The following is a 25,289-nucleotide window of genomic DNA, read 5'->3' as shown; positions in this document are numbered from 1 at the left end:
ATTTATGATGATTTTTCTTCGCTAATCGCGAACCAAACGCCGCTGGCTGGCTAATAAACAGACGTTATTTGATCACTCTATTTCGCCGTTATTTATCCCTTTAATTCCCTTTTCTAAAATGCCTGACAGTTCGCAGAATGAGATTTCGATCATGCAGCTAGTGCGATCCTGAACTAAGGTTTTCTGATACTTGAATACCGTTTTATTCGGTTTCGCCTAAGGAGAATGATTGATGAAATCCCCCGCACCTTCTCGCCCGCAAAAAATGGCGTTAATTCCAGCCTGCATCTTTTTGTGTTTCGCTGCGCTATCGGTGCAGGCAGAAGAAACACCGGTAACGCCACAGCCGCCTGATATTTTATTAGGGCCGCTGTTTAATGATGTGCAAAACGCCAAACTTTTTCCGGACCAAAAAACCTTTGCCGATGCCGTGCCGAACAGCGATCCGCTGATGATCCTTGCTGATTATCGGATGCAGCAAAACCAGAGCGGATTTGATCTGCGCCATTTCGTTAACGTCAATTTCACCCTGCCGACAGAGGGCGAGAAATATGTTCCGCCAGAGGGACAGTCACTGCGCGAACATATTGACGGACTTTGGCCGGTATTAACGCGTTCTACCGAAAACACCGAAAAATGGGATTCTCTGTTACCGCTGCCGGAACCTTATGTCGTGCCGGGCGGACGTTTTCGCGAGGTATATTACTGGGACAGTTACTTCACCATGTTAGGACTTGCCGAAAGCGGTCACTGGGATAAAGTCGCGGATATGGTGGCCAATTTTGCTCATGAAATAGACACTTACGGTCATATTCCCAACGGCAACCGCAGTTACTATTTAAGCCGCTCGCAGCCGCCCTTCTTTGCCCTGATGGTAGAGTTACTGGCGCAGCATGAAGGCGATGCCGCATTGAAGCAATACCTTCCGCAAATGCAAAAAGAATATGCTTACTGGATGGACGGTGTTGAAAACCTGCAAGCCGGACAACAGGAAAAACGCGTTGTAAAACTTCAGGATGGTACCCTTCTCAACCGCTACTGGGACGATCGTGATACGCCACGACCAGAGTCATGGGTGGAAGATATTGCCACCGCCAAAAGCAATCCGAATCGACCTGCCACTGAAATTTACCGCGACCTGCGCTCTGCCGCTGCGTCTGGCTGGGATTTCAGCTCGCGCTGGATGGACAATCCGCAGCAGTTAAATACCATACGCACCACCAGCATCGTACCGGTCGATCTGAACAGCCTGATGTTTAAAATGGAAAAAATCCTCGCCCGCGCCAGCAAGGCTGCCGGAGATAACGCGATGGCAAACCAGTACGAAACGCTGGCAAATGCCCGTCAAAAAGGGATCGAAAAATACCTGTGGAACGATCAACAAGGCTGGTATGCCGATTACGACCTGAAAAGTCATAAAGTGCGCAATCAGTTAACCGCTGCCGCCCTGTTCCCGCTATACGTCAATGCGGCAGCGAAAGATCGCGCCAACAAAATGGCGACGGCGACGAAAACTCATCTGCTGCAACCAGGCGGCCTGAACACCACGTCGGTGAAAAGTGGGCAACAATGGGATGCGCCAAATGGCTGGGCACCGTTGCAGTGGGTCGCGACAGAAGGATTACAAAACTACGGGCAAAAAGAGGTGGCGATGGACATTAGCTGGCAATTCCTGACCAATGTTCAGCACACCTATGACCGGGAGAAAAAGCTGGTGGAAAAATATGATGTCAGCACCACCGGAACGGGGGGCGGCGGTGGCGAATATCCATTACAGGATGGCTTTGGCTGGACCAACGGCGTGACGCTGAAAATGCTGGATTTGATCTGCCCGAAAGAGCAACCGTGTGACAATGTTCCGGCGACGCGTCCACTCAGTGAATCAACAACACAGCCGGTAAAACAAAAAGAGGCGGAACCTACGCCTTAACTTTGCTGTATATCGAGGCTGTATATCGAGCAATGCCATTATGTGCATAAAATTGGCATTGCTCTTTTTTCGCCACGAAATGCCCCCCATTCTACGGTCTATGCCTTTATTTTCTTTTATCAGAGAAGATTTTAATTTTATTTTATCAATTTGTTAATCATTACACCTCTATTTATATTTTTCGCCACTCCGCCATTCTCCCTGACAATTTTCTTGTGGAACAAAGTGTTATTTAAGCAACAAGCAAATCATTCTGTCTCTTTAGACAAATTTTGACATCAAACATGATTTTTTTCGATATATATGTAAATATATAGCGGTTTTAATTATCAGGATATAACTTATGTCACTAACCAGACGGAGGTTTACACAGATTCTTGCGTCGACGTTGTTCCTGCATCATCTGCCTTCTTTTGCACAATCAGTCAAATTCTGGGCCTCACTGACGCTTCCCGAAGCCCAAAACATTACACGCATCGTCAGCGCAGGTGCGCCCGCCGATTTGCTATTGCTGGCTGTCGCGCCAGAAAAAATGGTCGGTTTTTCCTCTTTTGATTTTGCCCGTCAGGCATTAATTCCATTGCCAGAGCACATTCGCCAGTTACCCAGGCTGGGACGACTCGCCGGGCGCGCCAGCACACTCTCGCTGGAAGGGCTTATGGCGTTACATCCCGATTTGGTCGTTGATTGCGGCAATACGGATGAAACCTGGATCTCCCAGGCACGGCAGGTTAGCGAACAGACACAAATACCCTGGTTATTGCTTAACGGGAAACTGGCGCAATCAGCAGAACAGTTAACAACGCTTGGCAAAACGTTAGGCGAAGAGCATCGCGCCGCAGAACAAGCCAATCTCGCCAGCCGCTTCGTTGGTGAAGCTCAGGCATTCGCCGCCTCACCCGCCGCTAACCTCCGCTTTTATGCTGCGCGCGGTCCTCGAGGGCTGGAAACGGGCTTAAAGGGTTCGTTGCATACCGAGGCGGCGGAATTATTAGGTTTGCACAACGTCGCGCAAATAGCCGATCGCCACGGCCTGACACAGGTTTCCATGGAAAATCTCCTGCGCTGGCAGCCGGATATTATTCTGGTTCAGGAGGCCGTTACTGCAGATTTTATTCGTCGTGATCCTCTCTGGCATGGCGTGAAAGCCGTTGCGGAACAACGCATCTTATTTTTAAGTGGCTTGCCCTTTGGCTGGCTGGATGCCCCACCGGGAATCAACCGTCTTCTGGGATTACGCAGACTTCACGCCTGGCTGGATCCCGCCATCAATCGCCAGTTTAAAAGTGACATGCAGCATTACGCCCAACTGTTCTGGCATTGTTCACTCAGTGACGCCGACTATCAAAAATTGGTGGCGAGCTAATGAGAATCGTAAACGGATGTATTTTGCTGCTGGCAGCTATCAGTATCACTTTTGCCGCCGTAAGTGGGGCTTATAATCTCGATATGCAGCAACTGCTGGCGCTAATTCTTCGTCAAGAAAATGTTCCTGTGCAGGAACAAATTGTCTTCTGGCAAATCCGCGTGCCGCGTATTCTTGCTGCGCTGTTACTGGGCGCGGCGCTGGCAGGAGCCGGAACCACCTATCAGGGAATGTTGCGTAATCCCTTAGTTTCACCGGATATTTTAGGCGTCTCCGCTGGTGCCGGACTTGGTGCCTGCACGGCAATTCTGTGGGGATTATCCATTGTTTACATCCAGCTGTACGCATTTTGCGGCGGGCTGATGGTGGTCGCGGGCGTCTGGTTGATTACGCGTCGGGTGACCCACCACGATCCGATCTTAATCCTGGTGCTGGTAGGCATTGCGTTAGGAACGTTGTGCGGAGCGGGGATATCACTAATTAAAACGCTGGCCGATCCTTACACCCAGTTACCGTCAATTACCTTCTGGTTGCTGGGGGGACTGTCCACCGTGACCTTACGCGATCTCTGCTATGCTGCACCGATCATTCTCATAGGCTCCTTGCCCCTGTTTTTTCTCCGCTGGCGCATGAATTTACTCACGCTTTCCGACGACGAAGCCCGTTCGCTGGGACTGAACGTGACGCGTCTGCGCTTTGGATTGATTGTCTGCGCCACACTAATCACCGCCAGTACGGTAGCAATAGCGGGCATAATTGGTTGGGTCGGCCTGGTCGTTCCGCACATTGCCCGCTTGTTGACCGGTCATAACCATCAGCAGCTGTTGCCCATGGCAATGTGTACTGGCGCGATTCTGCTCCTGCTTACCGATACGCTGGCACGCAGCATTGGAACAACAGAAATCCCACTTGGCATTCTGACCGCTTTTGTTGGCGCACCGTTTTTCCTGCTTTTGTTGTTACGCGGAGGTCGCCAGTGACTTTGCTTGCCGTCCGTCATGCGTCTCTGGGTTACTCCCGCCATCCGGTGCTACGCGACGTGTCCTTCACCCTGTCGCAAGGAACAATTTGTTGTCTGTTAGGAGCCAATGGTTGCGGCAAAACCACACTCATGCGCTCCATTCTTGGCGTTATACCGTTATTAAAAGGCGAGGTCTTACTGGATAGCCTCCCTGTGCAGACACTCAGCCATCGCCAGCGCGCGCAGGCTATTGCCTGGGTGCCGCAGGCGCACGACGGTATTTTTGCTTTTAGTGTGCTGGATATGGTGTTGATGGGCCTGGCCCCCACCATAGGCGCTTTTTCCGTTCCCGGTAAGCAAGAACGCCTGAAAGCCACGGAGCAACTGGAAAAGCTGGGCATTTTGCATCTGGCGGCACGACGCTGGAATACGCTTAGCGGCGGTGAACGTCAGCTGGCTTTAATCGCCCGTGCACTCGTCCAGCAACCGCGCTTGTTGTTACTGGATGAGCCTGCCTCCAGCCTCGATTTCGGTCATCAGATCCAACTACTGGACACGCTGGCACAGCTCAAAAATAACGGCATGACAATGTTAATGTCGACTCATCATCCGCTCCATGCCAACGCCATTGCCGACAGCATTATCCAGGTAGAGCCAGATGGACGAGTAACACAAGGCTTACCGACCGAACAGTTAACAACAAACAAACTGGCTGCCCTGTATCGGGTTTCTGCCGACCAGATTCATCATCACCTCTCTGCAATTAGCCACTAAGGAAAAATCATGCTCATTGATGATATTGATTTTGCAGACCTTTATCTGCAGCAACTCAAGCTGGCCCACCGCACAGAAAAAACGCCGGATCACTGGGATCAACGGGCGGAAAAAATGGCGGAAAATTGCGCCTCGCCTACGGACAGCTACCTGCAACAACTGATCTCAAAAATTGACCTACAAGGCGCTCAGACCTTATTCGATATGGGCTGCGGACCGGGTACCGTATCGCTGGCGCTGGCTGACAAACTCACGACGATTTATGGCATTGATTACAGTCAGGGGATGCTGAACGTTGCCGCCCGTCGCGCCGCCGCTCTCAAGGCAGACAATGTCCACTGGATCCAGCGCGCCTGGGAAGAGGACTGGAGTGACCTGCCACGCTGCGATATTGCCGTGGCTTCCCGCTCCACTCTGGTAGCTGATATGCGCCAGGCAATGAGCAAACTGAATAATCAGGCACGGCTTCGCGTCTATACGACTCATCTGGTCAGCACCTCGTTCGTCTCTCCAGCCATTCAGCGGGCGGCTGGTCGGGAAGTGATCGAATTACCCAACTATATCTTTGCGCTCAACGTCCTGTATCAGATGGGAATTTATGCCCACGTTGATTTTATCCGTGGACAAAATTGCCAACAGGATAACAGCACCTGGGAACGTTTTGAGCAGAACGTCAGCTGGAGTCTTGGCGCGCTTAACGACGATGAGCGTGAGCGGTTATATCGCTGGTATCAACAACAAGATGCTCGTGCCCTCGCCCCTGCCAGCCGCGACTGGGCGCTCATCTGGTGGGATAGCGTACCGCAGGAGGCACTGCGATGATTTTCCTTTCTCAGGCACAAATCGACGCGTTACTTCTGGAAGATATCCAGGGCGGTGACCTGACCACGAGAGCATTAAATATTGGACACCAGCATGGCTATATAGAGTTTTTTCTCCGTCAGGGCGGCTGCGTCAGCGGCGTTTCTGTCGCGTGTAAGATGTTAACTACGCTGGGATTAACTATTGATGACGCGGTCAGCGACGGTTCACAAGCGAACGCGGGTCAGCGGCTAATCCGTGCGCAGGGTAATGCCGCAGCACTTCATCAGGGATGGAAGGCAATCCAGAATGTGCTGGAGTGGAGTTGCGGTGTTTCTGATTATCTCGATCAAATGCTGGCGTTACTTCGTGAACGTTATCCTGATGGCAATATCGCCTGCACCCGAAAAGCAATTCCGGGCACCCGCTTACTGGCCTCGCAGGCAATTCTGGCTGCCGGAGGACTGATTCATCGTGCCGGATGTGCGGAAACCATATTATTGTTTGCCAACCACCGCCATTTTCTTCATGACAATCAGGACTGGTCAGGCGCAATCGATCAGTTACGTCGCCACGCACCCGAGAAGAAAATTGTTGTTGAAGCCGACACGCCGAAAGAGGCAATCGCCGCGTTACGCGCGCAACCAGACGTACTTCAGCTCGACAAATTTAGTCCGCAACAGGCAACTGAAATTGCGCAAATAGCGCCGTCGCTGGCTCCCCACTGCACGCTGGCTCTGACCGGCGGAATTAATCTGACGACACTCAAAAATTACCTCGACTGCGGCATTCGCCTCTTTATTACCTCCGCGCCTTATTACGCGGCACCGGCTGACATTAAAGTCAGTCTGCAACCCGCAGCCTCTATTTAATTCTTTGTTAAACGGAATTTATTCTATGAGACTCAAAAAACGTTATCTCTGCACAGCATTATCACTTGCCTTTACCCAGCAGGCCGTAGCGGCTCAGGAGAGCGACACGCTGACCGTATGGTCCAGTCCGGTATCATCGACGACGACCACCGTTCTCGATCAACCCACCATGAAGGCCCTGGATAAACAGAATGTCGCTCAGGCATTAAGTGTCGTCCCCGGCGTGGTGCTGCAAAAGTCAGGCAGCCGCAACGAAGAACAGGTAAAAGTTCGTGGCTTTGATAGTCGGCAGGTGCCGGTCTATTTCGACGGTGTGCCCATTTATGTTCCCTATGACGGCAACCTCGATCTGGCGCGGATTCTGACCAACAATCTGGGGGCAGTCGAAGTTTCCAAAGGGTATTCGTCGCTGCTTCAGGGGCCTAATCAGATGGGCGGAGCCATTAATATCACCACCCAGAAGCCAACAAAACCTCTGGAAGCAAGTCTGGGATATCGCCAGGGATGGAGCCGTAGCCAGGACAATGCCTACGATATGCATGCTTCATTTGCCGCCAGCAGCGAACTGGGGTATTTGCAAGTCAGCGGTAGTCAGCTAAAGCAGGATTTTCTCGGCCTGCCGCATGGTGTAAATAATGATATTGCAGGCAAACACGGCAAGATGATTAATTCATCGGCTGATGATAAACGCGGCATTGTGAAGCTCGGATTTACACCACGTGAAAACGATGAATACACACTGACTTACATTAAGCAGGATGGTGAAAAAGATAACCCGCCATACAGCGGAAATAGTGGTCAAAAATCACGCTACTGGCAGTGGCCAGAGTATGACAAAGAAAGTTTTTATTATCAGGGAACGACCCAACTAAACGATCGTTTTACCCTGAAAAGTCGGCTGTATCGCGACACCTTTGAAAATACGCTGATGATGTACAACTCGCAGGCTGATTTGAAAAATAAAAAAGGCAGCTACAGCCATTATTCCGATTACAGCGACGGTGCCGGATTACAACTGGCAGCCGATGTGCGTGAAAACGATCTGCTGTCGTTTGCCGTTAACTGGAAAGATGACGTACACCGGGAAAAAGGTGCGCCGCACGCCGCTTACGATCGCTATGAAGATCGTACCTGGTCGCTCGCCAGTGAATATCAATGGGCTGCTGCCGATAATGTCGATGTTGTGGCTGGAATCAGCTATGACTGGCGCGATAGCGTAGAAGCGAAAAAACACGAGAAAGATGGCAGCATCACCCATTATGACGACAACAATCAGTCAGCTTTTAACTGGCAGGTGATGGGGAAATACCACTTTGTCAATGAAGACACGCTGGCGCTTTCGTACTATGACCGCACACGCTTTCCGACGCTGAAAGAACGCTATACCACGTCCAAACCTGCGTATAACCAGATAGCGATTGTTAACCCGCAGCTCAAGCCGGAACGCGCTCGCGGGGTGGATTTAACCTGGAATGGTGCCTTCACGCGCGACTGGGGATTTGAGGTCAGCGTTTACTATAACCGGGTGAGTGATGCCATCCTCTCGCACAATATCGATGCCGATACCATTCAAAATCAGAACAGCGGCACGGTGGATTACAGCGGTCTGGATGCCGGTATTAAGGGGAAAATCAGCAATATACTGGATGTAGGATTGAGCTACGCCCTGATCCACGCTGACGCCAAACGCAAAGACATCGGCAAGATAACCGATCTGCCAACGCAGACAATGACCGCATGGATGACTCTCAAACCGTGGGAGCCGTTAAGCGTAACGCTGTCGGAAGAGGCGCGTTCCTCCAGCTACAGCAACAGTGACGGTTCACAAAAAGCCGCCGGTTTTGCGGTGACCCACATTCGAGCCGATTACACCTTAGGTCATGGCTTCAGCGTCAATGCGTCGGTCAATAACCTGTTTGATACCCAATATGCCTACAGTGAAGGGTTTATTGAAGAAGGCCGCAATTTCTGGGCAGGTGTCGAGTATACGTTCTGATGTGAAAGCGGATAGCGGCATCTGTATCGCTATCCGCCTTATGAAAATCTTATTCTCTTCGCAGGAGGCGGAATACGCCCAGAACGAGAATAGCTCCCACCACCGCCACCAGGAAGCTGTGCAAATTAAAACCGCTGATGGAGCCGCCAATGCCAAACATGGTCGCCAGCCAGCCGCCGACCACCGCACCGACTATCCCGAGAATACAGGTCAGGAAAAATCCACCACCATCACGCCCCGGCATGATTAGCTTGGCGATAATGCCGGCTATCAGGCCAAAAATAATCCAGGCAATAATTCCCATGTTCAGGCCCTCGTTTCGATGAATCGGACGCAAGAAATGCTTACGTCAACGCTCTAAGTATAGGCAAGGGCGGGATCGATGCTGGGCGTTTGTCGGCTGATTTAAGAACAACTTGTAAAAAATATTCACGCATTTGTATTAAGTTTTGTTAACTATGACCGATAAACCATAGACAGTTTGTCAGTCAGGAGTTTTTCCGCGTGAGTCATTACCATGAGCAGTTCCTGAAACAAAATCCGTTAGCCGTCCTGGGCGTGTTACGCGATTTGCACAAAGCCGCAATTCCTTTGCGTATCAGCTGGAATGGCGGGCAGCTGATCAGCAAAATACTGGTAATAACCCCAGATGAACTGGTGCTGGATTTCGGCAGTCAAGCCGAAGACAACATCGCCGTGCTAAAGGCACAGCACATTACCATTACCGCCGAAACTCAGGGTGCGAAAGTCGAGTTTACTGTTGAACAACTACAACAGAGTGAATACTTGCAGCTTCCGGCATTTATTACCGTACCGCCTCCCACCTTATGGTTTGTACAACGACGCCGATATTTCCGCATCTCCGCCCCACTCCATCCGCCTTATTTTTACCAGACCAAACTGGCGTATAACAGTACGTTACGTTTCCGCCTGTATGATTTGTCGTTAGGCGGCATGGGCGCATTACTGGAAACAGCCAAGCCTGCCGGGTTGCACGAAGGTATGCGCTTCGCTCAGATTGAAGTCAACATGGGGCAATGGGGTGTTTTTCACTTTGACGCCCAGTTAATCTCCATCAGCGAGCGCAAAGTGATTGATGGCAAGAATGAAACCATCACCACTCCCCGTCTGAGCTTCCGTTTTCTTAACGTCAGCCCGACGGTGGAGCGGCAATTACAGCGGATTATTTTCTCTCTCGAGCGGGAAGCCCGGGAGAAAGCGGACAAAGTACGCGACTGATTTACATCGCGTCCAGTGCCTGCTCAAGTTTGTAGATATAGCGCGGAGCCTGCGGCGCAGGATGATTTCGCGCTACGTGATCGAGGAACTCGTCAGCATCCAGATCGTTGATTTTGCTGATTGCCTTTTTCCGATCTGACGAGAAAGTCCGTAGCAGCGCACCTGCCCCGTTAGCATATGACACCACCAGCGCATATTGCAGTACCTTCGGATCTTCAATGCCTGCCAGCGGGCCGGTTTCCAGAATATTCAGGTAAGCCGCCCCCATAGAAATATTACGCTCCGGATTTTTCAGCTCGCTGGTCGTCGGCTCACCACTCCAGCCCATACGCCGATAAACATCACGTCCGGAGGTTGAAGCTTTTAACTGCATCAAACCAATGGCATTCGATTTACTCACCGCGTTCGGATTACCACCCGATTCGATAGCGATAATCGCCGTGATCAATTGTGGATCGACGCCCCAGGCTGCACCGGCTTTCTGGCTTATTGGCATCCACTGCATCGCACGTTGCACCGGAACTTTCGCGTTCCACGGCGGGTTCGTATAGTCATGCTTTGATGAACAACCCGCTAATAACACAATCAAAAAGGCAAACCATCTCAATTTCACTTCTTCTATCCTTATAGCCTGGAATCGCCGTTGAGGTGACAACGGCACACCTAAGCGGCATGATATACATTTCGTTTCTGTTGTCAGCAAGGAATTGCCATGTCTCTGTTTCACTTAATTGCCCCATCGGGTTACTGCATTAAACAGCACGCCGCGCTGCGTGGTATCCAGCGCCTTACCGACGCGGGGCATCAAGTCAATAACGTCGAGGTTATTGCCCGTCGTTGTGAGCGTTTTGCGGGTACGGAAACGGAGCGTCTGGAAGATCTCAATTCCCTTGCCAGACTGACCACCCCCAACACCATCGTGCTGGCTGTACGCGGCGGTTACGGTGCCAGTCGTTTACTGGCAGATATTGACTGGCAGGCACTGGTGGCTCGCCAACAATATGACCCGTTGCTCATATGCGGGCATAGCGATTTTACCGCCATTCAGTGCGGTCTTCTGGCGCAAGGCAATGTCATCACCTTTAGCGGCCCCATGCTGGTAGCAAACTTTGGCGCGGATGAACTGAACACCTTTACCGAGCACCATTTCTGGCTGGCGTTACGCAATGAAACCTTCACCATTGAATGGCAAGGGGAAGGCCCGACATGTCAGACCGAAGGCACGTTGTGGGGAGGCAATCTTGCGATGCTGATTTCACTGATCGGTACACCGTGGATGCCACAAATTGAGAACGGTATCCTGGTGCTGGAAGATATTAACGAGCACCCTTTCCGCGTCGAACGTATGCTGTTGCAGCTCTATCATGCTGGAATTTTGCCACGTCAGAAGGCGATTATTCTCGGTAGCTTTAGCGGCAGCACGCCCAATGATTATGACGCAGGTTACAACCTGGAGTCAGTGTACGCGTTTTTGCGTTCCTGCCTGTCGATTCCACTCATTACCGGCCTCGATTTTGGTCATGAACAACGCACGGTTACGCTGCCGTTGGGCGCACATGCCATGCTGAATAACACCCGGGAAGGCACTCAGTTGACGATTAGCGGTCATCCTGTTCTTAAAATGTAAAAAAATCACGCTTCAGGGCTAAGTAAAACGCTGTCTCTGCCGCTAATATGGTAGGGTTTATATAAGAGACAGCGTAATCAGGAGTAACCGACCGTTGGATGCCACAACAATAATTAGCCTTTTCATCTTAGGATCCATCCTTGTCACCAGCAGTATATTACTTAGTTCATTTTCTTCCCGTCTTGGCATTCCTATTTTGGTTATTTTTCTGGCGATCGGCATGCTGGCGGGAGTCGATGGCGTCGGCGGTATCCCGTTTGATAATTACCCCTTCGCCTACATGGTAAGTAACCTGGCGCTGGCGATTATTTTGCTCGACGGCGGGATGCGCACTCAGGCCAGTTCCTTTCGTGTGGCGTTAGGACCGGCGCTGTCGCTGGCGACGCTGGGCGTACTTATCACCTCTGGTTTAACCGGCATGATGGCGGCGTGGCTGTTTAATCTTGATTTGATTGAAGGCTTATTAATCGGCGCTATCGTCGGCTCCACCGATGCTGCAGCGGTCTTTTCTCTGCTGGGTGGTAAGGGGCTTAACGAACGTGTTGGCTCGACGCTGGAAATTGAATCCGGCAGTAATGATCCAATGGCGGTCTTTCTGACGATTACCCTGATTGCGATGATCCAGCAACATGAAAGCAGTGTCAGTTGGATGTTCGTGGTCGATATTCTGCAGCAATTTGGCCTCGGGATTGTCATCGGTCTTGGCGGTGGTTATTTACTGCTGCAAATGATTAATCGCATCGCCCTGCCCGCCGGTTTATATCCATTGCTGGCATTAAGCGGCGGTATTTTAATTTTTGCTTTAACCACGGCGCTGGAAGGTAGCGGTATTCTGGCTGTTTATCTGTGCGGTTTTCTGCTGGGTAATCGGCCGATTCGCAACCGCTACGGCATCCTGCAAAATTTCGACGGCCTCGCCTGGCTGGCGCAAATCGCCATGTTCCTGGTGCTGGGGCTGTTGGTTAACCCAAGCGATCTGCTGCCTATTGCCATTCCGGCGCTCATTTTGTCCGCATGGATGATTTTCTTCGCCCGTCCTCTTTCAGTATTTGCCGGATTGCTACCGTTCCGTGGTTTTAATCTGCGTGAGCGCGTGTTTATCAGCTGGGTGGGATTACGCGGCGCGGTGCCGATTATTCTGGCCGTGTTCCCGATGATGGCGGGGCTGGAGAATGCACGTCTGTTCTTTAATGTCGCCTTCTTTGTGGTTCTGGTTTCACTGCTCTTGCAGGGAACATCACTCTCGTGGGCGGCTAAAAAGGCCAAAGTGGTGGTTCCGCCCGTCGGACGTCCGGTGTCACGCGTTGGCCTGGATATTCATCCGGAAAATCCGTGGGAGCAGTTTGTTTATCAATTGAGTGCTGATAAATGGTGTGTAGGTGCGGCACTGCGCGATTTGCATATGCCAAAAGAGACGCGTATTGCAGCCCTGTTTCGTGATAACCAGTTGCTTCATCCTACCGGCAGCACCCGACTGCGCGAAGGCGATGTATTGTGTGTAATTGGTCGGGAACGCGATCTCCCGGCGCTCGGTAAACTGTTCAGCCAGTCGCCACCGGTCGCGCTGGATCAACGCTTCTTTGGTGACTTCATTCTCGAAGCCAGCGCCAAATATGCAGATGTGGCGCTGATATATGGCCTGGAAGACGGGCGAGAATATCGTGATAAACAGCAAACGCTGGGTGAAATTGTCCAGCAGTTGTTAGGCGCAGCACCGGTTGTCGGTGACCAGGTAGAGTTTGCCGGAATGATCTGGACGGTGGCCGAGAAAGAAGATAATGAAGTGTTGAAGATTGGCGTTCGAGTGGCTGAAGAGGAAGCTGAATCTTAAATTTAATGAAGCATCTATCGCCGGTTACGATGCTTTGCTTAACGCAGCCTGAGCCTGTATATAAACTTGTCATTTCCTGATTTTGATATGCACATTCCAACATCAGAAGAAGGTTAAATTATGGATGACAAACCATTGCAGGCTCTGGCCAATAAACTCAAAACACCGGCTCAAGAAAGTCAGCGTAATGGCTTCTTCCGACTGCAACAGGTGAAGAATAACCAGCCCCGCATTACCGGTATCCCCGTCAACCATCAGGGGCCCCAGCCTGACATCGCCTGAACATATTCCCCCACGCAACCTGCCGCGCTGACGTAGCCCACGCAATACGCGTTTCATCCGCCTATAGCACCGGATGCATGAGCGATTTCTTATAGTTATTCCTTTGCTTAATAACGATTATTTCCGGGTCGTTCGCTCTCGTATTTTCTTTAATACGTCAGAGCTACCTGGGCCGTAATACAGCATGTACCAGACCCGACACGGCATTTCTGACCAGGGAAAAAGTCAACGATGAGTAGTTATATCAGCGCAAATGACGTCCTGTGGCTCCTTTGCGGTGACCACATTCACGTCTCCGGCGCTGCCAGAGGATATTTATTTCAAGGATACGTAGCATTATGGCTAGCTTTAAAGACATCTGCCCATTCGCCCCCGCTATTCCCCCATCTTCCGTTAACACAGGCGTACGACGCCCGCCAAGGCGGCTCTTCCTGTCGGTGGAACTCAAGAATCAAATTTTGCAGAACATGAAGTATCTCAGCCCGCAAAAATTCAGCTGGGGTGATGCCCCCTGGCAGATCATTGACCTCAGTATCGCGGGCAAAGTGAACATACAGGTGGACAACAATACCATCATCACGTTGGGGACTCCCCTGAATCCGCAACATAACGAGTTCATGATGGTCGCCGAATGGTGCCAATGGGCTATGGAGCGGGAAGGTTTGTAAGAAAACCTGCAAAAAAAACTGCACGACGTCCTGGAAGAAAACCGGCAAAACAAACAGTCAGAAATTCCCCAAGAAGACCTGAAAGAAAGACTGAAAGAAATCAAGGAAGATATCCTGGAAGAAAACCAGTCAGCAAGCCAGATTGAAGACCGGGCAGAAGCATTGCGCAGAATGAAGGAATGTCTCATAACAAGACAGAGTATGCTCGATCTTAGCAACCTTGGACTGACTTCACTCCCTGAAAATTTGCCTCCACATCTGATTGAATTTAACTGCAGTAGAAACGTGTTGACCGCCTTACCGGAGGTAATGCCAAAGGGGCTGAGAGTGCTTGAATGTATGGAGAACTTTTTGATCTTGTTACCGAAGGTGCAGCCCCCGAAACTGATGGTACTGAAGTGCTATGAAAACTACATTATCTGGCTGCCTGAGCTGTCGACTAACCTGAGAGAGATTAACTGTTCTGAAAACTTCTTGCAATTTTTACCGCCGTCGATGCCCCAGTACCTGTATAAACTGTCCTGTGCTGGCAACAATATTAACTCAATACCTGATGAGATGCTGGAGAACTTGACTCGCCTGAAGGTATTCGACTGTTCTAGTAACGATTTGATCTCTTCACCACGGCTGCCGCCCAAACTAATCATATACTACTGTGGAGAAAATCAGTTTAAAACTGTACGGGTGCCGCAGCCCCAGAGCCTGAAGGTGTTTGACTGTAATGGTAACCCTTGGGACAAAGACAATTTACCGACGCTGCTCAAAGCCGTCGAGGGCCTGAAAAACCAGCAGGGCCTGGAGGACCTTTTAGACTTTTTGCGCAAGGAAGGCCAGATTGACCTGGAGGGACTGGAGGAGCTGGAGGACCTGGATGACCTTATGGATCTGGAGTTCCTGGATGACCCGGAACTCCTGGAGCGCGTGAAGGTACAGGAGGACCTGGAACTCCTGAATCAGCAGTTGGGCCTGTTGAGTCTGGAAAGACAACAGGACTCGCAGCCTGTTAATCAACAATCTGAACATGAACCCGAACCTGCATCAAGGGTGAAGCGTGATTTATCTGAAGTCGAGTTCGAGTCAACAATGAAACGTAAGCGTTTTATGTAGAACGCCTGTGCGGTGAGTTCAGGTTCCGGGGAAATAGTGTCCATCATTTTAATGGGCACTATCATGGGCAATGGCTCTGTCACATTAACAACTACAGTTGCTGACCAGCCGGATGGATGATTTTTTTTGCAACCAGAAGACGTTGCCTCCGATCCGGCTTACAACAAGTTACACCGTCACAACCGGGACACGTAACGCCAGCGCGCACATCAACTCATAGCCCACCGTTCCGGCAGCGGCGGCGACATCATCAATTTTGATCTCCTTGCCCCACAGCTCAACCGGCGTACCAATACCCGCCTGCGGGCAAGGCGTTAAATCGACCGCCAGCATATCCATCGAAACTGTCCCTACTGTCATGGTGCGCACGCCGTCAACTAAAACAGGGGTGCCGGTAGGCGCATGGCGCGGATAACCGTCGGCGTATCCTGCGGCGACAATGCCGATTCGCTGTTCATCGCGCGCAGTATAGCGACCGCCGTAGCCCACACGCTCGCCCGCTTTTAGCGTCTGGACACCAATAATCTCACTGCTTAGCGTCATCACCGGACGTAATCCGGTATTGGCGATATCACGCCACTGACCGGACGGCGAAGCGCCATACAAAATAATGCCAGGCCGAACCCAGTCAAAATGCGCTTCCGGGTGCCACAGAGTCGCCGCCGAATTGGACAACGAACGCCGACACTCCAGCCCTTCCGCCGCCTGCTCAATACGCGCCATCGCGCCGGAAATTCCATCAGGATGTTCCGCCTCGGCAAAATGCGACATCAGGGTCATTTCGCCAACATTCGCCATTGCCCGCAACTGCTGCCAGACGGTAAGCACGCGATCGGGCTGGAAGCCCAACCGATTCATCCCACTGTTCACTTTAAGATAAATATCCAACGGTGCTTTTAGCCGCGCATTTTGCAGTGCTTTGAGCTGCCAGTTGCTGTGTACGCAGGTGGTCAGGCGGTGCTGGTCATAAATCTCCAGATCCTGAGCATGGAAAAATCCTTCCAGCATCAGGATCGGTCCTTTCCAGCCGCGCTCACGTAACGTTATTGCCTCTTCCAGGTTAAGCAATGCAAAGCCATCGGTGGCCCCGAGCGCGCTCCATATACGCTCAATACCATGCCCGTAAGCGTTCGCTTTTACCACCGACCAGACGCGCGCGTGCGTCGCGGCCTGGCGGACAATGGACAGATTCTGTTTTAATGCCTGCAGATCGAGGCTGGCCTGTATCGGACGGGTCATCTCGTTTCCTTAGCTGTGTGCGCCATGTAAATGGCCCGGGCGTGATGGCGTAAATCCACGGCTGTAGCGCGCTACGCTTAGATCTTCATACGGGATCGCTGGCGTGCGACCAGAGAGCAGATCGCTTAACAACTGACCGGAACCGCAAGCCATCGTCCAGCCGAGCGTGCCGTGACCGGTATTCAGCCACAGATTTTTAAAGCGTGTACGCCCGACAACCGGCGTGCCATCTGGCGTCATCGGGCGCAGACCCGTCCAGAAAGTCGCCTGCTCGACATGACCGCCGCGTGGATAGAGATCGCGAACCACCATCTCCAGCGTTTCACGACGCGGTTGCAACAGCTCGGTGTTAAAGCCAACAATTTCCGCCATTCCGCCAACACGAATGCGGTTATCGAAACGGGTAATGGCGATTTTGTAGGTTTCATCAAGAATGGTGGATACCGGCGCACCATCTTCCTGCGCAATTGGAATAGTCAGCGAGTAGCCTTTCAGCGGATACACCGGAATATCAACAATGCCTTTGAGCATCGCCGTCGAGTAAGAACCAAACGCCATCACATACGCATCGGCCTTAATCACTTCATCGCCACACTTCACGCCGTAGATTTGCTCGCCGTCGCAAAGCAGTTGGTCAACGGGCGTATTAAAGCGGAATTTAACCCCCGTCTGCTCCGCCATCCGCGCCAGATTCTGGGTAAACAGCTGGCAGTCTCCGGTTTCATCATTGGGTAACTGCAGGCCGCCCGTCAGTTTGTGCGCCACTTCTGCCAGCGCGGGCTCCACATCCGCCAGGTGGCTTGATTCCAGCAGTTGATACGGTACGCCAGCATCTTCCAGCACGGCGATATCGCGGGTCGCATTTTCATACTGTTGTTCGGTACGGAACAGTTGCAGCGTCCCACCCTGACGCCCTTCATACTGAATATTGGTTTCGGCGCGCAATGCTTTCAGGCAATCACGGCTGTATTCCGCCAGACGCACCATCCGCCCTTTGTTTTCCATGTAGTGGCTGGTGTCGCAGTTACGTAACATTTGCCACATCCATTTCAACTGGAACTGCGTACCGTCGAGACGAACCGCCAGCGGCGCATGGCGCTGGAACATCCATTTGATCGCTTTTAAAGGCACACCTGGTGCCGCCCACGGTGCAGCATATCCGGGGGAGATTTGCCCGGCATTCGCGGCACTGGTTTCCAGGGCGGCCCCCGGCTCCCGATCAATGACGGTGACCTCATGTCCTGCCTGATTTAAGTACCAGGCGCTGGCAACGCCTACCACACCACTTCCCAGTATGACAACTCGCATAGCCACTCCGATAACGGTAGATACAGTAAAAGAATAATAATCTAATTACATCTTGATAACTCAGTTGAAAATATTATTCAACATACTGCTTTTTTATGGTGAGCTGGCTCACATCTCCCTGACTCTGCGGCAATATGGCGTCTTTAGTATCTCCTGCTGAACGCCCTTTTTATCCAGCATAAAATTCCGTTCAGAAGCGGATTAGTGGCACTCTGATAATAAGAAATCGCAAAGAAAAAAATTCTCCGGCGACGCGGTTTTTAACAGGTGTTCTATGCTTGAAATGAGGTGCTCCACACAGAGAGCGCCGACAACAATGAGGTGCGCGTATGGCGACGATCGATTCTATGAATAAGGACACCACACGTTTGAGCGATGGACCCGACTGGACGTTCGACCTGCTGGATGTTTATCTGGCAGAGATAGACCGGGTGGCGAAACTCTACCGGCTGGATACCTACCCGCACCAGATTGAAGTGATAACCTCAGAACAGATGATGGATGCCTACTCCAGCGTCGGCATGCCAATTAACTATCCGCACTGGTCATTCGGTAAAAAGTTTATCGAGACTGAACGGCTGTATAAGCACGGTCAGCAAGGACTGGCCTATGAAATCGTCATTAACTCTAACCCGTGTATCGCTTACTTGATGGAAGAGAACACCATTACCATGCAGGCGCTGGTGATGGCTCATGCCTGCTATGGGCATAACTCTTTCTTCAAAAACAATTACTTATTCCGTAGCTGGACCGACGCCAGTTCGATTGTCGATTATCTGATTTTTGCCCGTAAATATATTACCGAGTGCGAAGAACGTTATGGCGTTGATGAAGTAGAACGGCTTCTGGACTCGTGTCACGCGCTGATGAACTACGGCGTGGACCGGTACAAACGCCCGCAAAAAATCTCGCTGCAAGAAGAGAAAGCCCGGCAGAAAAGTCGCGAAGAGTATTTGCAAAGTCAGGTCAATATGCTCTGGCGTACCCTGCCGAAGCGCGAGGAAGAGAAAACGGTTGCTGAAGCGCGCCGTTATCCGTCCGAACCACAAGAAAACCTGCTCTATTTTATGGAGAAAAATGCGCCACTGCTGGAATCATGGCAGCGTGAAATCCTGCGTATTGTGCGTAAGGTGAGCCAGTATTTTTATCCGCAAAAACAGACTCAGGTGATGAACGAAGGCTGGGCGACTTTCTGGCACTACACCATCCTTAACCATCTGTATGATGAAGGGAAAGTAACGGAACGTTTTATGCTGGAGTTTTTGCACAGCCACACCAATGTGGTCTTCCAGCCGCCCTATAACAGCCCGTGGTACAGCGGCATCAACCCGTATGCCCTCGGGTTCGCCATGTTCCAGGATATTAAACGGATTTGTCAGTCGCCAACGGAAGAAGACAAATACTGGTTCCCGGATATCGCCGGTTCCGACTGGCTGGAAACGCTGCATTTCGCGATGCGTGATTTCAAAGATGAGAGTTTTATCAGCCAGTTCCTGTCGCCGAAAGTGATGCGTGATTTCCGCTTCTTCACCGTGCTGGATGACGATCGGCATAATTATCTGGAGATTTCCGCTATTCATAATGAAGAAGGTTATCGGGAGATCCGTAACCGGCTATCGTCGCAATATAACTTAAGTAATCTGGAGCCGAATATTCAGATCTGGAACGTGGATTTGCGCGGCGACCGTTCGCTGACGCTGCGTTACATTCCACATAATCGCGCACCGCTGGATCGGGGGCGCAAAGAAGTACTGAAGCATGTGCATCGCCTGTGGGGATTTGATGTGATGCTGGAACAGCAAAACGAAGACGGCAGCGTCGAGTTGCTGGAACGTTGCCCGCCGAGAATGGGAAATCTGTAAAAACAACAAAAACCCCTCGTTTGAGGGGTTTGTTTTTTAAACGGAAGGGATTATCGCCCCTGAATGGCTAAATCACCCGGCAGATTTTTCTGCATCCGGTGCCAAATCTCGCCACTCTCATGCCCATAGCGACGCACTGTTTCGTACACCTGATCGTGCGCGCCTTCACTGCACAACGCCGACAGTTTGTGGTAGAAGCCCAGCGCCAGACTGCGCGCTTCCGGATTGGCGAAATAGTGACGACCAATGCGCGTATACAGTCCCTTCATCCCGTTAAGGATCAGACCGTAAATCGGGTTGCCGGAAGCAAACGCCAGGCCGCGGAATATGTTGTAATCCAGCTCGGCAAAGGCATCGGCGTGATCGGCCACTTCATTAGCGGTAGCCAGCACTTCCTGCGCTTTATCGGGATGCTGACGAAACGCGGTGCGAATAAAAATAGTTGAAATATTGGTACGCACCGACAGCAAATTATCAATAAGCTGCGGCACACTTTCGTGATCCAGTCGCGCCAGTGTTTCAAGGATATTTAAACCAGAGGTTTCCCAGAAATTATTCACCTTCGTCGGCTTGCCATGTTGAATGGTCAACCAGCCATCTCGTGCCAGACGCTGTAACACTTCACGTAACGTAGTACGCGTTACGCCAATTAATTCTGAAAGTTCACGTTCTGCGGGCAAAATAGTCCCGGGAGGGAAGCGGTTATTCCAGATACTTTCAATAATGTACTCTTCCGCGAAACCCGCCGGGCTTTGCGCCTTAATGACCATAGTGAGATTTCCATAACACAGCAAAACAAAGTTGGACTCATCATACCAGAGGGCTAACTACGCTGATAGCAGACAAAAAGAAGAAAAAAGGGATCAAGGCTTCATTTTCCGCATCTCTTTCCCCTTGACTATCAAGACTTGCCTCACTCCTGCCTGACCGTTAAGCTTTGCGTTTAAACATAAAAACATCATTGATTATTTGTAAGGTAAGGGAAACCATCATGGAGATCTCCTGGGGCCGCGCGCTATGGCGCAATTTTTTGGGCCAGTCCCCCGACTGGTACAAACTCGCCCTCATCATTTTCTTAATCGTAAATCCGTTAATTTTCCTCATCAGCCCTTTCGTCGCTGGCTGGTTGCTGGTAGCGGAATTTATTTTCACTCTGGCGATGGCCCTGAAATGCTACCCGCTACTCCCCGGTGGTCTGTTGGCTATCGAAGCGGTATTCATCGGCATGACCAGCGCGGAACACGTCCGTGAAGAGGTGGCGGCAAATCTTGAAGTCTTGCTGTTATTGATGTTTATGGTGGCGGGTATCTATTTTATGAAACAGCTGTTGCTGTTCATATTTACCCGTTTGCTGTTAAGCATTCGCTCCAAAATGCTGCTGTCGCTCTCTTTTTGCGTGGCGGCAGCATTCCTCTCCGCGTTCCTCGATGCCTTAACCGTCGTGGCGGTGGTGATCAGCGTTGCAGTCGGTTTTTATGGTATTTATCATCGCGTAGCCTCTTCCCGTACCGAAGACACCGACCTGCAAGACGATAGTCATATCGACAAGCATTACAAAGTAGTTTTGGAACAGTTCCGTGGCTTTCTGCGTAGCCTGATGATGCATGTCGGTGTCGGCACCGCATTAGGCGGCGTGATGACCATGGTGGGCGAACCACAGAACCTGATCATCGCTAAAGCGGCTGGCTGGCATTTTGGCGATTTCTTCCTGCGCATGTCGCCGGTGACCGTTCCGGTTCTGATTTGTGGCCTGTTAACCTGCCTGCTGGTAGAGAAGCTGCGTTGGTTTGGCTACGGTGAAACGCTGCCGGAGAAAGTCCGCGAAGTGCTGCAACAGTTTGACGATCAAAGCCGCCACCAGCGTACCCGTCAGGATAAAATCCGTCTGATTGTCCAGGCGATTATTGGCGTCTGGCTGGTGACTGCGCTGGCGTTGCATCTGGCGGAAGTTGGCTTGATTGGTTTGTCAGTCATTATTCTGGCAACATCATTGACCGGTGTCACCGATGAACATGCTATCGGTAAAGCCTTCACCGAATCTCTGCCATTCACCGCACTGTTGACGGTGTTTTTCTCGGTAGTCGCGGTGATTATCGACCAACAACTGTTTTCGCCGATTATTCAGTTTGTGTTGCAGGCATCGGAACATGCTCAGCTGTCGTTGTTCTATATTTTCAACGGACTGCTGTCATCCATTTCGGATAACGTCTTCGTGGGGACGATTTATATCAACGAAGCGAAAGCGGCAATGGAAAGTGGCGCTATCACGTTGAAGCAATACGAGCTGCTGGCGGTCGCCATTAATACCGGTACCAATCTGCCCTCTGTCGCTACGCCGAACGGTCAGGCTGCGTTCCTGTTCCTGCTGACCTCTGCACTCGCGCCATTGATTCGCCTCTCTTATGGCCGCATGGTGTGGATGGCCCTGCCTTACACCCTCGTCCTGACACTCGTCGGACTGCTCTGCGTCGAGTTTACGCTTGCCCCTGTAACCGAATGGTTTATGCAAATGGGCTGGATAGCAACGCTTTGATAACAACTTACCGGGCATATAAATGCCCGGTTTGCCTTTTCGCCCGATAATTGTCCAATTGCGTCCTATTTTTGCTGCCTCCTGGTGGCGCAGCGAATGAATTGGTTTAAACTGCGCACTCTATGCATATTGCAGGGAAATGATTATGTTGCGATTTTTGAACCAATGTTCACAAGGCCGGGGCGCGTGGCTGTTGATGGCGTTTACTGCTCTGGCACTGGAACTGACGGCGCTGTGGTTCCAGCATGTGATGTTACTGAAACCTTGCGTGCTCTGTATTTATGAACGCTGCGCGTTATTCGGCGTTCTGGGTGCTGCGCTGATTGGCGCGATCGCTCCAAAAACGCCACTGCGTTATGTAGCGATGGTTATCTGGTTGTATAGTGCGTTCCGCGGTGTGCAGTTAACTTACGAGCACACCATGCTTCAGCTCTATCCTTCGCCGTTTGCGACCTGTGATTTTATGGTTCGTTTCCCGGAATGGCTGCCGCTGGATAAATGGGTGCCGCAAGTGTTTGTCGCCTCTGGCGATTGCGCCGAGCGTCAGTGGGATTTTTTAGGTCTGGAAATGCCGCAGTGGCTGCTCGGTATTTTTATCGCTTACCTGATTGTCGCAGTGCTGGTGGTGATTTCCCAGCCGTTTAAAGCGAAAAAACGTGATCTGTTCGGTCGCTAATCCATTCGGCGCTCCTGCGGGAGCGCTTTTTTCCTGCCGCTATATTTATTTGACCCGCAGTAAATCAGAACTTCGCGTTGTATAACGTGGTGAAAGCATGGCTCGCTTCATCTGCCATTGTTGCTGGATCCCCTGCCCGGCAAAATAGAGTGTTCCTCTGCCCTCTTTAGCATTCAGTGTATCCATTACCGTCATCAATTGCTCACTCCCGGGGCGCGGTGCGTTGTCATCGAATAAATTGAGCTGCGCGACTCCCTGACTGAAGAAATCCCCCAGCATCACGCCCGCTTTTTGGTAGCGATGGCCCGCTTGCCAGATGGCATCCAGAGATCGCGTAGCGGCGTTAATGATATCCCTGCTGTCCTGAGTGGGCGTCAGCAGTTTTACCGACGCGCTATTGCCGTAATAAGGTTCATTGAGCGCAAATGGTGACGTCTTAATAAATGTGGAGATAAACCGACAATATTGATGCTCACTGCGAAGTTTTTCCGCCGCCCGGGCAGCGTAACTACAAATGGCCTGCCGCATCGACGTATAATCCGTGATGCGTTCACCAAACGAGCGGGAACAGATAATTTCCTGCTTTGTCGGTGCAAATTCTTCCAGTTGCAAACAGGGTTCACCGCGCAGTTCACGCACCGTTCTTTCGAGCACGACATTAAAATGTTTACGGATAAACCGGATATCTGTATCCGCCAAATCGAGAACGGTTTTGATCCCCATCGCGTCCAGTTTTTTGCTGATCCGCCGTCCAATCCCCCAGACGTCATCCACGGGGAGAGCAGACATTAATTTACGCTGGCGTTCCAGATTTGATAAATCCACCACCCCACCCGTCTGCCGCTGCCATTTTTTTGCCGCATGATTGGCAAGCTTAGCCAGCGTTTTGGTCTGGGCGATCCCCACACCAACAGTAAGATGGGTACGTTGTAGCACCGTTGCGCGAATTTCTCTGCCAAAGTCAGTCAGATCGCGACAATTACGCACACCTATCAGATCGCAGAATGCCTCATCAATACTGTAAATCTCGACGCGGGGCGATAGTTCTTCCAGCGTCGACATCACCCGATTGCTCATGTCTGCGTAAAGCTCATAATTGCTGCTAAAGCAAACCACGCCACAGCGACGAAACAGATCTTTTTGTTTGAACCAGGGATCGCCCATTTTAACGCCAAGCGCCTTTGCCTCAGCGTTTCGGGCGATAACGCAACCGTCATTATTCGATAGCACAACCACCGGTTTACCCCATAAATCAGGGCGAAACACCGTCTCACAGCTGGCATAAAACGCGTTTACATCACAGAGGGCAAACATCAGCGCATCGCCTTAACGACGTGGATCACCACACCAAAGACATCCAGCGTATCTTCACTACTGATGGTAATGGGCGAGTACGCGCTGTTCATGGGAATAAGCTGTACCGTCGGGCGTAGTTGCAATTTTTTCACCGTAAACTCGCCGTCAACAGCAGCGATGACAATATCACCATGGCTGGCGGTAATAGCGCTATCGACAATCAGTAAATCACCGTCACTAATTCCACCATCAATCATAGAATCACCACTTGCTTTGACGAAGTAAGTCGCGCTGGGATGCTGGATCAACAGTTGATTCAGATCGATGCGCTGTTCAACGTAATCTGCGGCCGGTGAAGGAAAGCCACACTGAACAAGATCGCTAAATAGCGGAAAAGTCACAATTTCGCGGAGATCCGCAGGCTTGATAAACAACATAATAATCTGCCTGAAGTTATACTGTTTTTATATACAGTAGTCTGTTCTTGCCAGCAGATCAATACTGATTCAGGCTATCAATATTTGTCGCTGCATAGACTGCTGATTTTTCGTTCTCTTATCCTGTGCTCACGCGGCCTTCTGGCGACGACGCTCATCCAGCAGAAATGAAAAATATCACCCGGCTAAAAAATAGAATAGAAGCATTCGCCATAATGACATTAAACATTGTTTGATATTTATCATATTAATATAAATAAAGACATTGACGCATCTCTCCCGGCTAACTATGAATTAGATGAAGTAAAATTCATTAATAGTTGTAAAACAGGAGTTTCATTACAATTTATATATTTAAAGAGGCGAATGATTATGACTGAAATCGTTGCAGATAAAACGGTAGAGGTATAGACTGGCCCCCTGAATCTCCAGACAACCAATATCACTTAAATAAGTGATAGTCTTAATACTAGTTTTTAGACTA

Annotated in this window: 21 protein-coding genes and 2 pseudogenes; 15 read left to right on the top strand and 8 right to left on the bottom strand. The window is 50.9% G+C overall.

Annotated elements, in window-relative coordinates; translation table 11 throughout:
* Window positions 1-232: 232 nt before the first annotated feature.
* The 7 genes from treA (at window position 233) to OQV04_RS16395 (ending at window position 8,700) form a co-directional block, all read left to right on the top strand.
* On the top strand, window positions 233-1,930 hold the full coding sequence (gene treA / locus OQV04_RS16425; protein ID WP_001612849.1) for an alpha,alpha-trehalase: 1,698 nt from the start codon (window positions 233-235) through the stop codon (window positions 1,928-1,930).
* A gap of 343 nt (window positions 1,931-2,273) precedes the next feature.
* Complete coding sequence (locus OQV04_RS16420; protein WP_001536890.1) at window positions 2,274-3,296, top strand: iron ABC transporter substrate-binding protein; 1,023 nt, start codon at window positions 2,274-2,276, stop codon at window positions 3,294-3,296.
* Complete coding sequence (locus OQV04_RS16415) at window positions 3,296-4,276, top strand: FecCD family ABC transporter permease (protein ID WP_032280766.1); 981 nt, start codon at window positions 3,296-3,298, stop codon at window positions 4,274-4,276. The genes OQV04_RS16420 and OQV04_RS16415 overlap by 1 nt, the downstream gene beginning before the upstream one ends.
* Entirely contained in the window at window positions 4,273-5,031 is a 759-nt protein-coding gene (locus OQV04_RS16410; protein ID WP_000173324.1) for an ABC transporter ATP-binding protein, read from the top strand. The genes OQV04_RS16415 and OQV04_RS16410 overlap by 4 nt, the downstream gene beginning before the upstream one ends.
* A 9-nt stretch (window positions 5,032-5,040) precedes the next feature.
* Entirely contained in the window at window positions 5,041-5,853 is an 813-nt protein-coding gene (locus tag OQV04_RS16405; protein ID WP_032223771.1) for a class I SAM-dependent methyltransferase, read from the top strand.
* Window positions 5,850-6,704, top strand: a complete 855-nt coding sequence (gene modD, locus OQV04_RS16400) for a ModD protein (protein ID WP_000576835.1) — start codon at window positions 5,850-5,852, stop codon at window positions 6,702-6,704. Before OQV04_RS16405 ends, modD begins: the two co-directional genes overlap by 4 nt.
* 25 nt (window positions 6,705-6,729) lie before the next feature.
* Window positions 6,730-8,700, top strand: a complete 1,971-nt coding sequence (locus OQV04_RS16395) for a TonB-dependent receptor plug domain-containing protein (protein WP_032280765.1) — start codon at window positions 6,730-6,732, stop codon at window positions 8,698-8,700.
* 49 nt (window positions 8,701-8,749) lie between these two features.
* Here the strand turns inward: OQV04_RS16395 and OQV04_RS16390 are convergent, their stop codons facing one another.
* Window positions 8,750-9,004, bottom strand: coding sequence for a GlsB/YeaQ/YmgE family stress response membrane protein (locus OQV04_RS16390; RefSeq protein WP_000511315.1), 255 nt, complete (start codon window positions 9,002-9,004; stop codon window positions 8,750-8,752).
* Window positions 9,005-9,204: 200 nt separating this feature from the next.
* On the opposite strand from OQV04_RS16390, the gene ycgR reads away from it, so the two are divergent.
* The gene (gene ycgR, locus OQV04_RS16385) at window positions 9,205-9,939 is read left to right on the top strand and encodes a flagellar brake protein YcgR (protein WP_247806779.1); all 735 of its coding nucleotides are present in this window, start codon (window positions 9,205-9,207) and stop codon (window positions 9,937-9,939) included.
* Between the two features lies 1 nt (window position 9,940).
* Here the strand turns inward: ycgR and emtA are convergent, their stop codons facing one another.
* Window positions 9,941-10,552: a membrane-bound lytic murein transglycosylase EmtA gene (emtA, locus tag OQV04_RS16380; RefSeq protein ID WP_001295616.1), complete on the bottom strand. Its 612-nt coding sequence runs from the start codon at window positions 10,550-10,552 to the stop codon at window positions 9,941-9,943.
* Between the two features lie 99 nt (window positions 10,553-10,651).
* Between emtA and ldcA the strand changes: the two genes are divergently transcribed.
* Window positions 10,652-11,566 carry a muramoyltetrapeptide carboxypeptidase gene (gene ldcA / locus OQV04_RS16375; RefSeq protein ID WP_032280763.1) on the top strand — a complete coding sequence of 305 codons (915 nt, stop codon included), beginning with the start codon at window positions 10,652-10,654 and terminating at the stop codon, window positions 11,564-11,566.
* 94 nt (window positions 11,567-11,660) lie between these two features.
* Window positions 11,661-13,331, top strand: a pseudogene (locus OQV04_RS16370) (potassium/proton antiporter); the annotation flags it as partial.
* Here the strand turns inward: OQV04_RS16370 and OQV04_RS25120 are convergent.
* The gene (locus tag OQV04_RS25120) at window positions 13,269-13,415 is read right to left on the bottom strand and encodes a hypothetical protein (RefSeq protein ID WP_419867124.1); all 147 of its coding nucleotides are present in this window, start codon (window positions 13,413-13,415) and stop codon (window positions 13,269-13,271) included. The pseudogene OQV04_RS16370 and the gene OQV04_RS25120 sit on opposite strands and share 63 nt — an antisense overlap.
* Window positions 13,416-13,517: 102 nt before the next feature.
* Between OQV04_RS25120 and OQV04_RS16365 the strand changes: the two genes are divergently transcribed.
* Window positions 13,518-13,679 carry a hypothetical protein gene (locus OQV04_RS16365; RefSeq protein WP_001312759.1) on the top strand — a complete coding sequence of 54 codons (162 nt, stop codon included), beginning with the start codon at window positions 13,518-13,520 and terminating at the stop codon, window positions 13,677-13,679.
* 338 nt (window positions 13,680-14,017) lie between these two features.
* Window positions 14,018-15,454, top strand: a pseudogene (locus OQV04_RS16360) (hypothetical protein).
* Window positions 15,455-15,622: 168 nt separating this feature from the next.
* Here OQV04_RS16360 and dadX read toward each other — a convergent pair.
* Together dadX and dadA are read right to left on the bottom strand one after the other, a co-directional pair.
* The gene (gene dadX / locus OQV04_RS16355; protein ID WP_000197884.1) at window positions 15,623-16,693 is read right to left on the bottom strand and encodes a catabolic alanine racemase DadX; all 1,071 of its coding nucleotides are present in this window, start codon (window positions 16,691-16,693) and stop codon (window positions 15,623-15,625) included.
* A 9-nt stretch (window positions 16,694-16,702) separates the two neighbouring features.
* Window positions 16,703-18,001 (bottom strand): D-amino acid dehydrogenase, encoded by a 1,299-nt coding sequence (dadA, locus tag OQV04_RS16350; RefSeq protein WP_032280761.1) that lies wholly within the window; start codon window positions 17,999-18,001, stop codon window positions 16,703-16,705.
* Between the two features lie 329 nt (window positions 18,002-18,330).
* On the opposite strand from dadA, the gene OQV04_RS16345 reads away from it, so the two are divergent.
* On the top strand, window positions 18,331-19,863 hold the full coding sequence (locus OQV04_RS16345) for a SpoVR family protein (RefSeq protein ID WP_000190855.1): 1,533 nt from the start codon (window positions 18,331-18,333) through the stop codon (window positions 19,861-19,863).
* 50 nt (window positions 19,864-19,913) lie between these two features.
* Here OQV04_RS16345 and fadR read toward each other — a convergent pair whose 3' ends face one another.
* Window positions 19,914-20,633 (bottom strand): fatty acid metabolism transcriptional regulator FadR, encoded by a 720-nt coding sequence (gene fadR, locus OQV04_RS16340; RefSeq protein WP_000234823.1) that lies wholly within the window; start codon window positions 20,631-20,633, stop codon window positions 19,914-19,916.
* Window positions 20,634-20,854: 221 nt separating this feature from the next.
* On the opposite strand from fadR, the gene nhaB reads away from it, so the two are divergent.
* Both nhaB and dsbB read left to right on the top strand, forming a co-directional pair.
* Window positions 20,855-22,396 (top strand): Na(+)/H(+) antiporter NhaB, encoded by a 1,542-nt coding sequence (gene nhaB / locus OQV04_RS16335; RefSeq protein ID WP_032280760.1) that lies wholly within the window; start codon window positions 20,855-20,857, stop codon window positions 22,394-22,396.
* A gap of 145 nt (window positions 22,397-22,541) precedes the next feature.
* On the top strand, window positions 22,542-23,072 hold the full coding sequence (dsbB, locus tag OQV04_RS16330) for a disulfide bond formation protein DsbB (RefSeq protein WP_000943459.1): 531 nt from the start codon (window positions 22,542-22,544) through the stop codon (window positions 23,070-23,072).
* 45 nt (window positions 23,073-23,117) lie between these two features.
* On the opposite strand, the gene umuC is transcribed toward dsbB, so the two are convergent.
* Window positions 23,118-24,386 carry a DNA polymerase V catalytic protein gene (gene umuC / locus OQV04_RS16325; protein ID WP_032280759.1) on the bottom strand — a complete coding sequence of 423 codons (1,269 nt, stop codon included), beginning with the start codon at window positions 24,384-24,386 and terminating at the stop codon, window positions 23,118-23,120.
* Window positions 24,386-24,805, bottom strand: coding sequence for a translesion error-prone DNA polymerase V autoproteolytic subunit (locus tag OQV04_RS16320; protein ID WP_000897378.1), 420 nt, complete (start codon window positions 24,803-24,805; stop codon window positions 24,386-24,388). Before OQV04_RS16320 ends, umuC begins: the two co-directional genes overlap by 1 nt.
* Between the last annotated feature and the right edge of the window lie 484 nt (window positions 24,806-25,289).

The sequence above is a fragment of the Escherichia sp. Lx600-2 genome, assembly GCF_036662595.1.
Taxonomy (GTDB): Bacteria; Pseudomonadota; Gammaproteobacteria; order Enterobacterales; family Enterobacteriaceae; genus Escherichia; species Escherichia coli.
This window is presented reverse-complemented; position numbering and strand designations above follow the sequence as displayed.

Bases quoted from the DNA above. Each gene is read 5' to 3' on its own strand.
- treA (WP_001612849.1), top strand. From the start codon at position 233: ATGAAATCCCCCGCACCTTCTCGCCCGCAAAAAATGGCGTTAATTCCA.
- OQV04_RS16420 (WP_001536890.1), top strand. From the start codon at position 2,274: ATGTCACTAACCAGACGGAGGTTTACACAGATTCTTGCGTCGACGTTG.
- OQV04_RS16415 (WP_032280766.1), top strand. From the start codon at position 3,296: ATGAGAATCGTAAACGGATGTATTTTGCTGCTGGCAGCTATCAGTATC.
- OQV04_RS16405 (WP_032223771.1), top strand. From the start codon at position 5,041: ATGCTCATTGATGATATTGATTTTGCAGACCTTTATCTGCAGCAACTC.
- modD (WP_000576835.1), top strand. From the start codon at position 5,850: ATGATTTTCCTTTCTCAGGCACAAATCGACGCGTTACTTCTGGAAGAT.
- OQV04_RS16395 (WP_032280765.1), top strand. From the start codon at position 6,730: ATGAGACTCAAAAAACGTTATCTCTGCACAGCATTATCACTTGCCTTT.
- OQV04_RS16390 (WP_000511315.1), bottom strand. From the start codon at position 9,004: ATGGGAATTATTGCCTGGATTATTTTTGGCCTGATAGCCGGCATTATC.
- ldcA (WP_032280763.1), top strand. From the start codon at position 10,652: ATGTCTCTGTTTCACTTAATTGCCCCATCGGGTTACTGCATTAAACAG.
- OQV04_RS16365 (WP_001312759.1), top strand. From the start codon at position 13,518: ATGGATGACAAACCATTGCAGGCTCTGGCCAATAAACTCAAAACACCG.
- dadX (WP_000197884.1), bottom strand. From the start codon at position 16,693: ATGACCCGTCCGATACAGGCCAGCCTCGATCTGCAGGCATTAAAACAG.
- dadA (WP_032280761.1), bottom strand. From the start codon at position 18,001: ATGCGAGTTGTCATACTGGGAAGTGGTGTGGTAGGCGTTGCCAGCGCC.
- OQV04_RS16345 (WP_000190855.1), top strand. From the start codon at position 18,331: ATGGCGACGATCGATTCTATGAATAAGGACACCACACGTTTGAGCGAT.
- fadR (WP_000234823.1), bottom strand. From the start codon at position 20,633: ATGGTCATTAAGGCGCAAAGCCCGGCGGGTTTCGCGGAAGAGTACATT.
- nhaB (WP_032280760.1), top strand. From the start codon at position 20,855: ATGGAGATCTCCTGGGGCCGCGCGCTATGGCGCAATTTTTTGGGCCAG.
- dsbB (WP_000943459.1), top strand. From the start codon at position 22,542: ATGTTGCGATTTTTGAACCAATGTTCACAAGGCCGGGGCGCGTGGCTG.
- umuC (WP_032280759.1), bottom strand. From the start codon at position 24,386: ATGTTTGCCCTCTGTGATGTAAACGCGTTTTATGCCAGCTGTGAGACG.
- OQV04_RS16320 (WP_000897378.1), bottom strand. From the start codon at position 24,805: ATGTTGTTTATCAAGCCTGCGGATCTCCGCGAAATTGTGACTTTTCCG.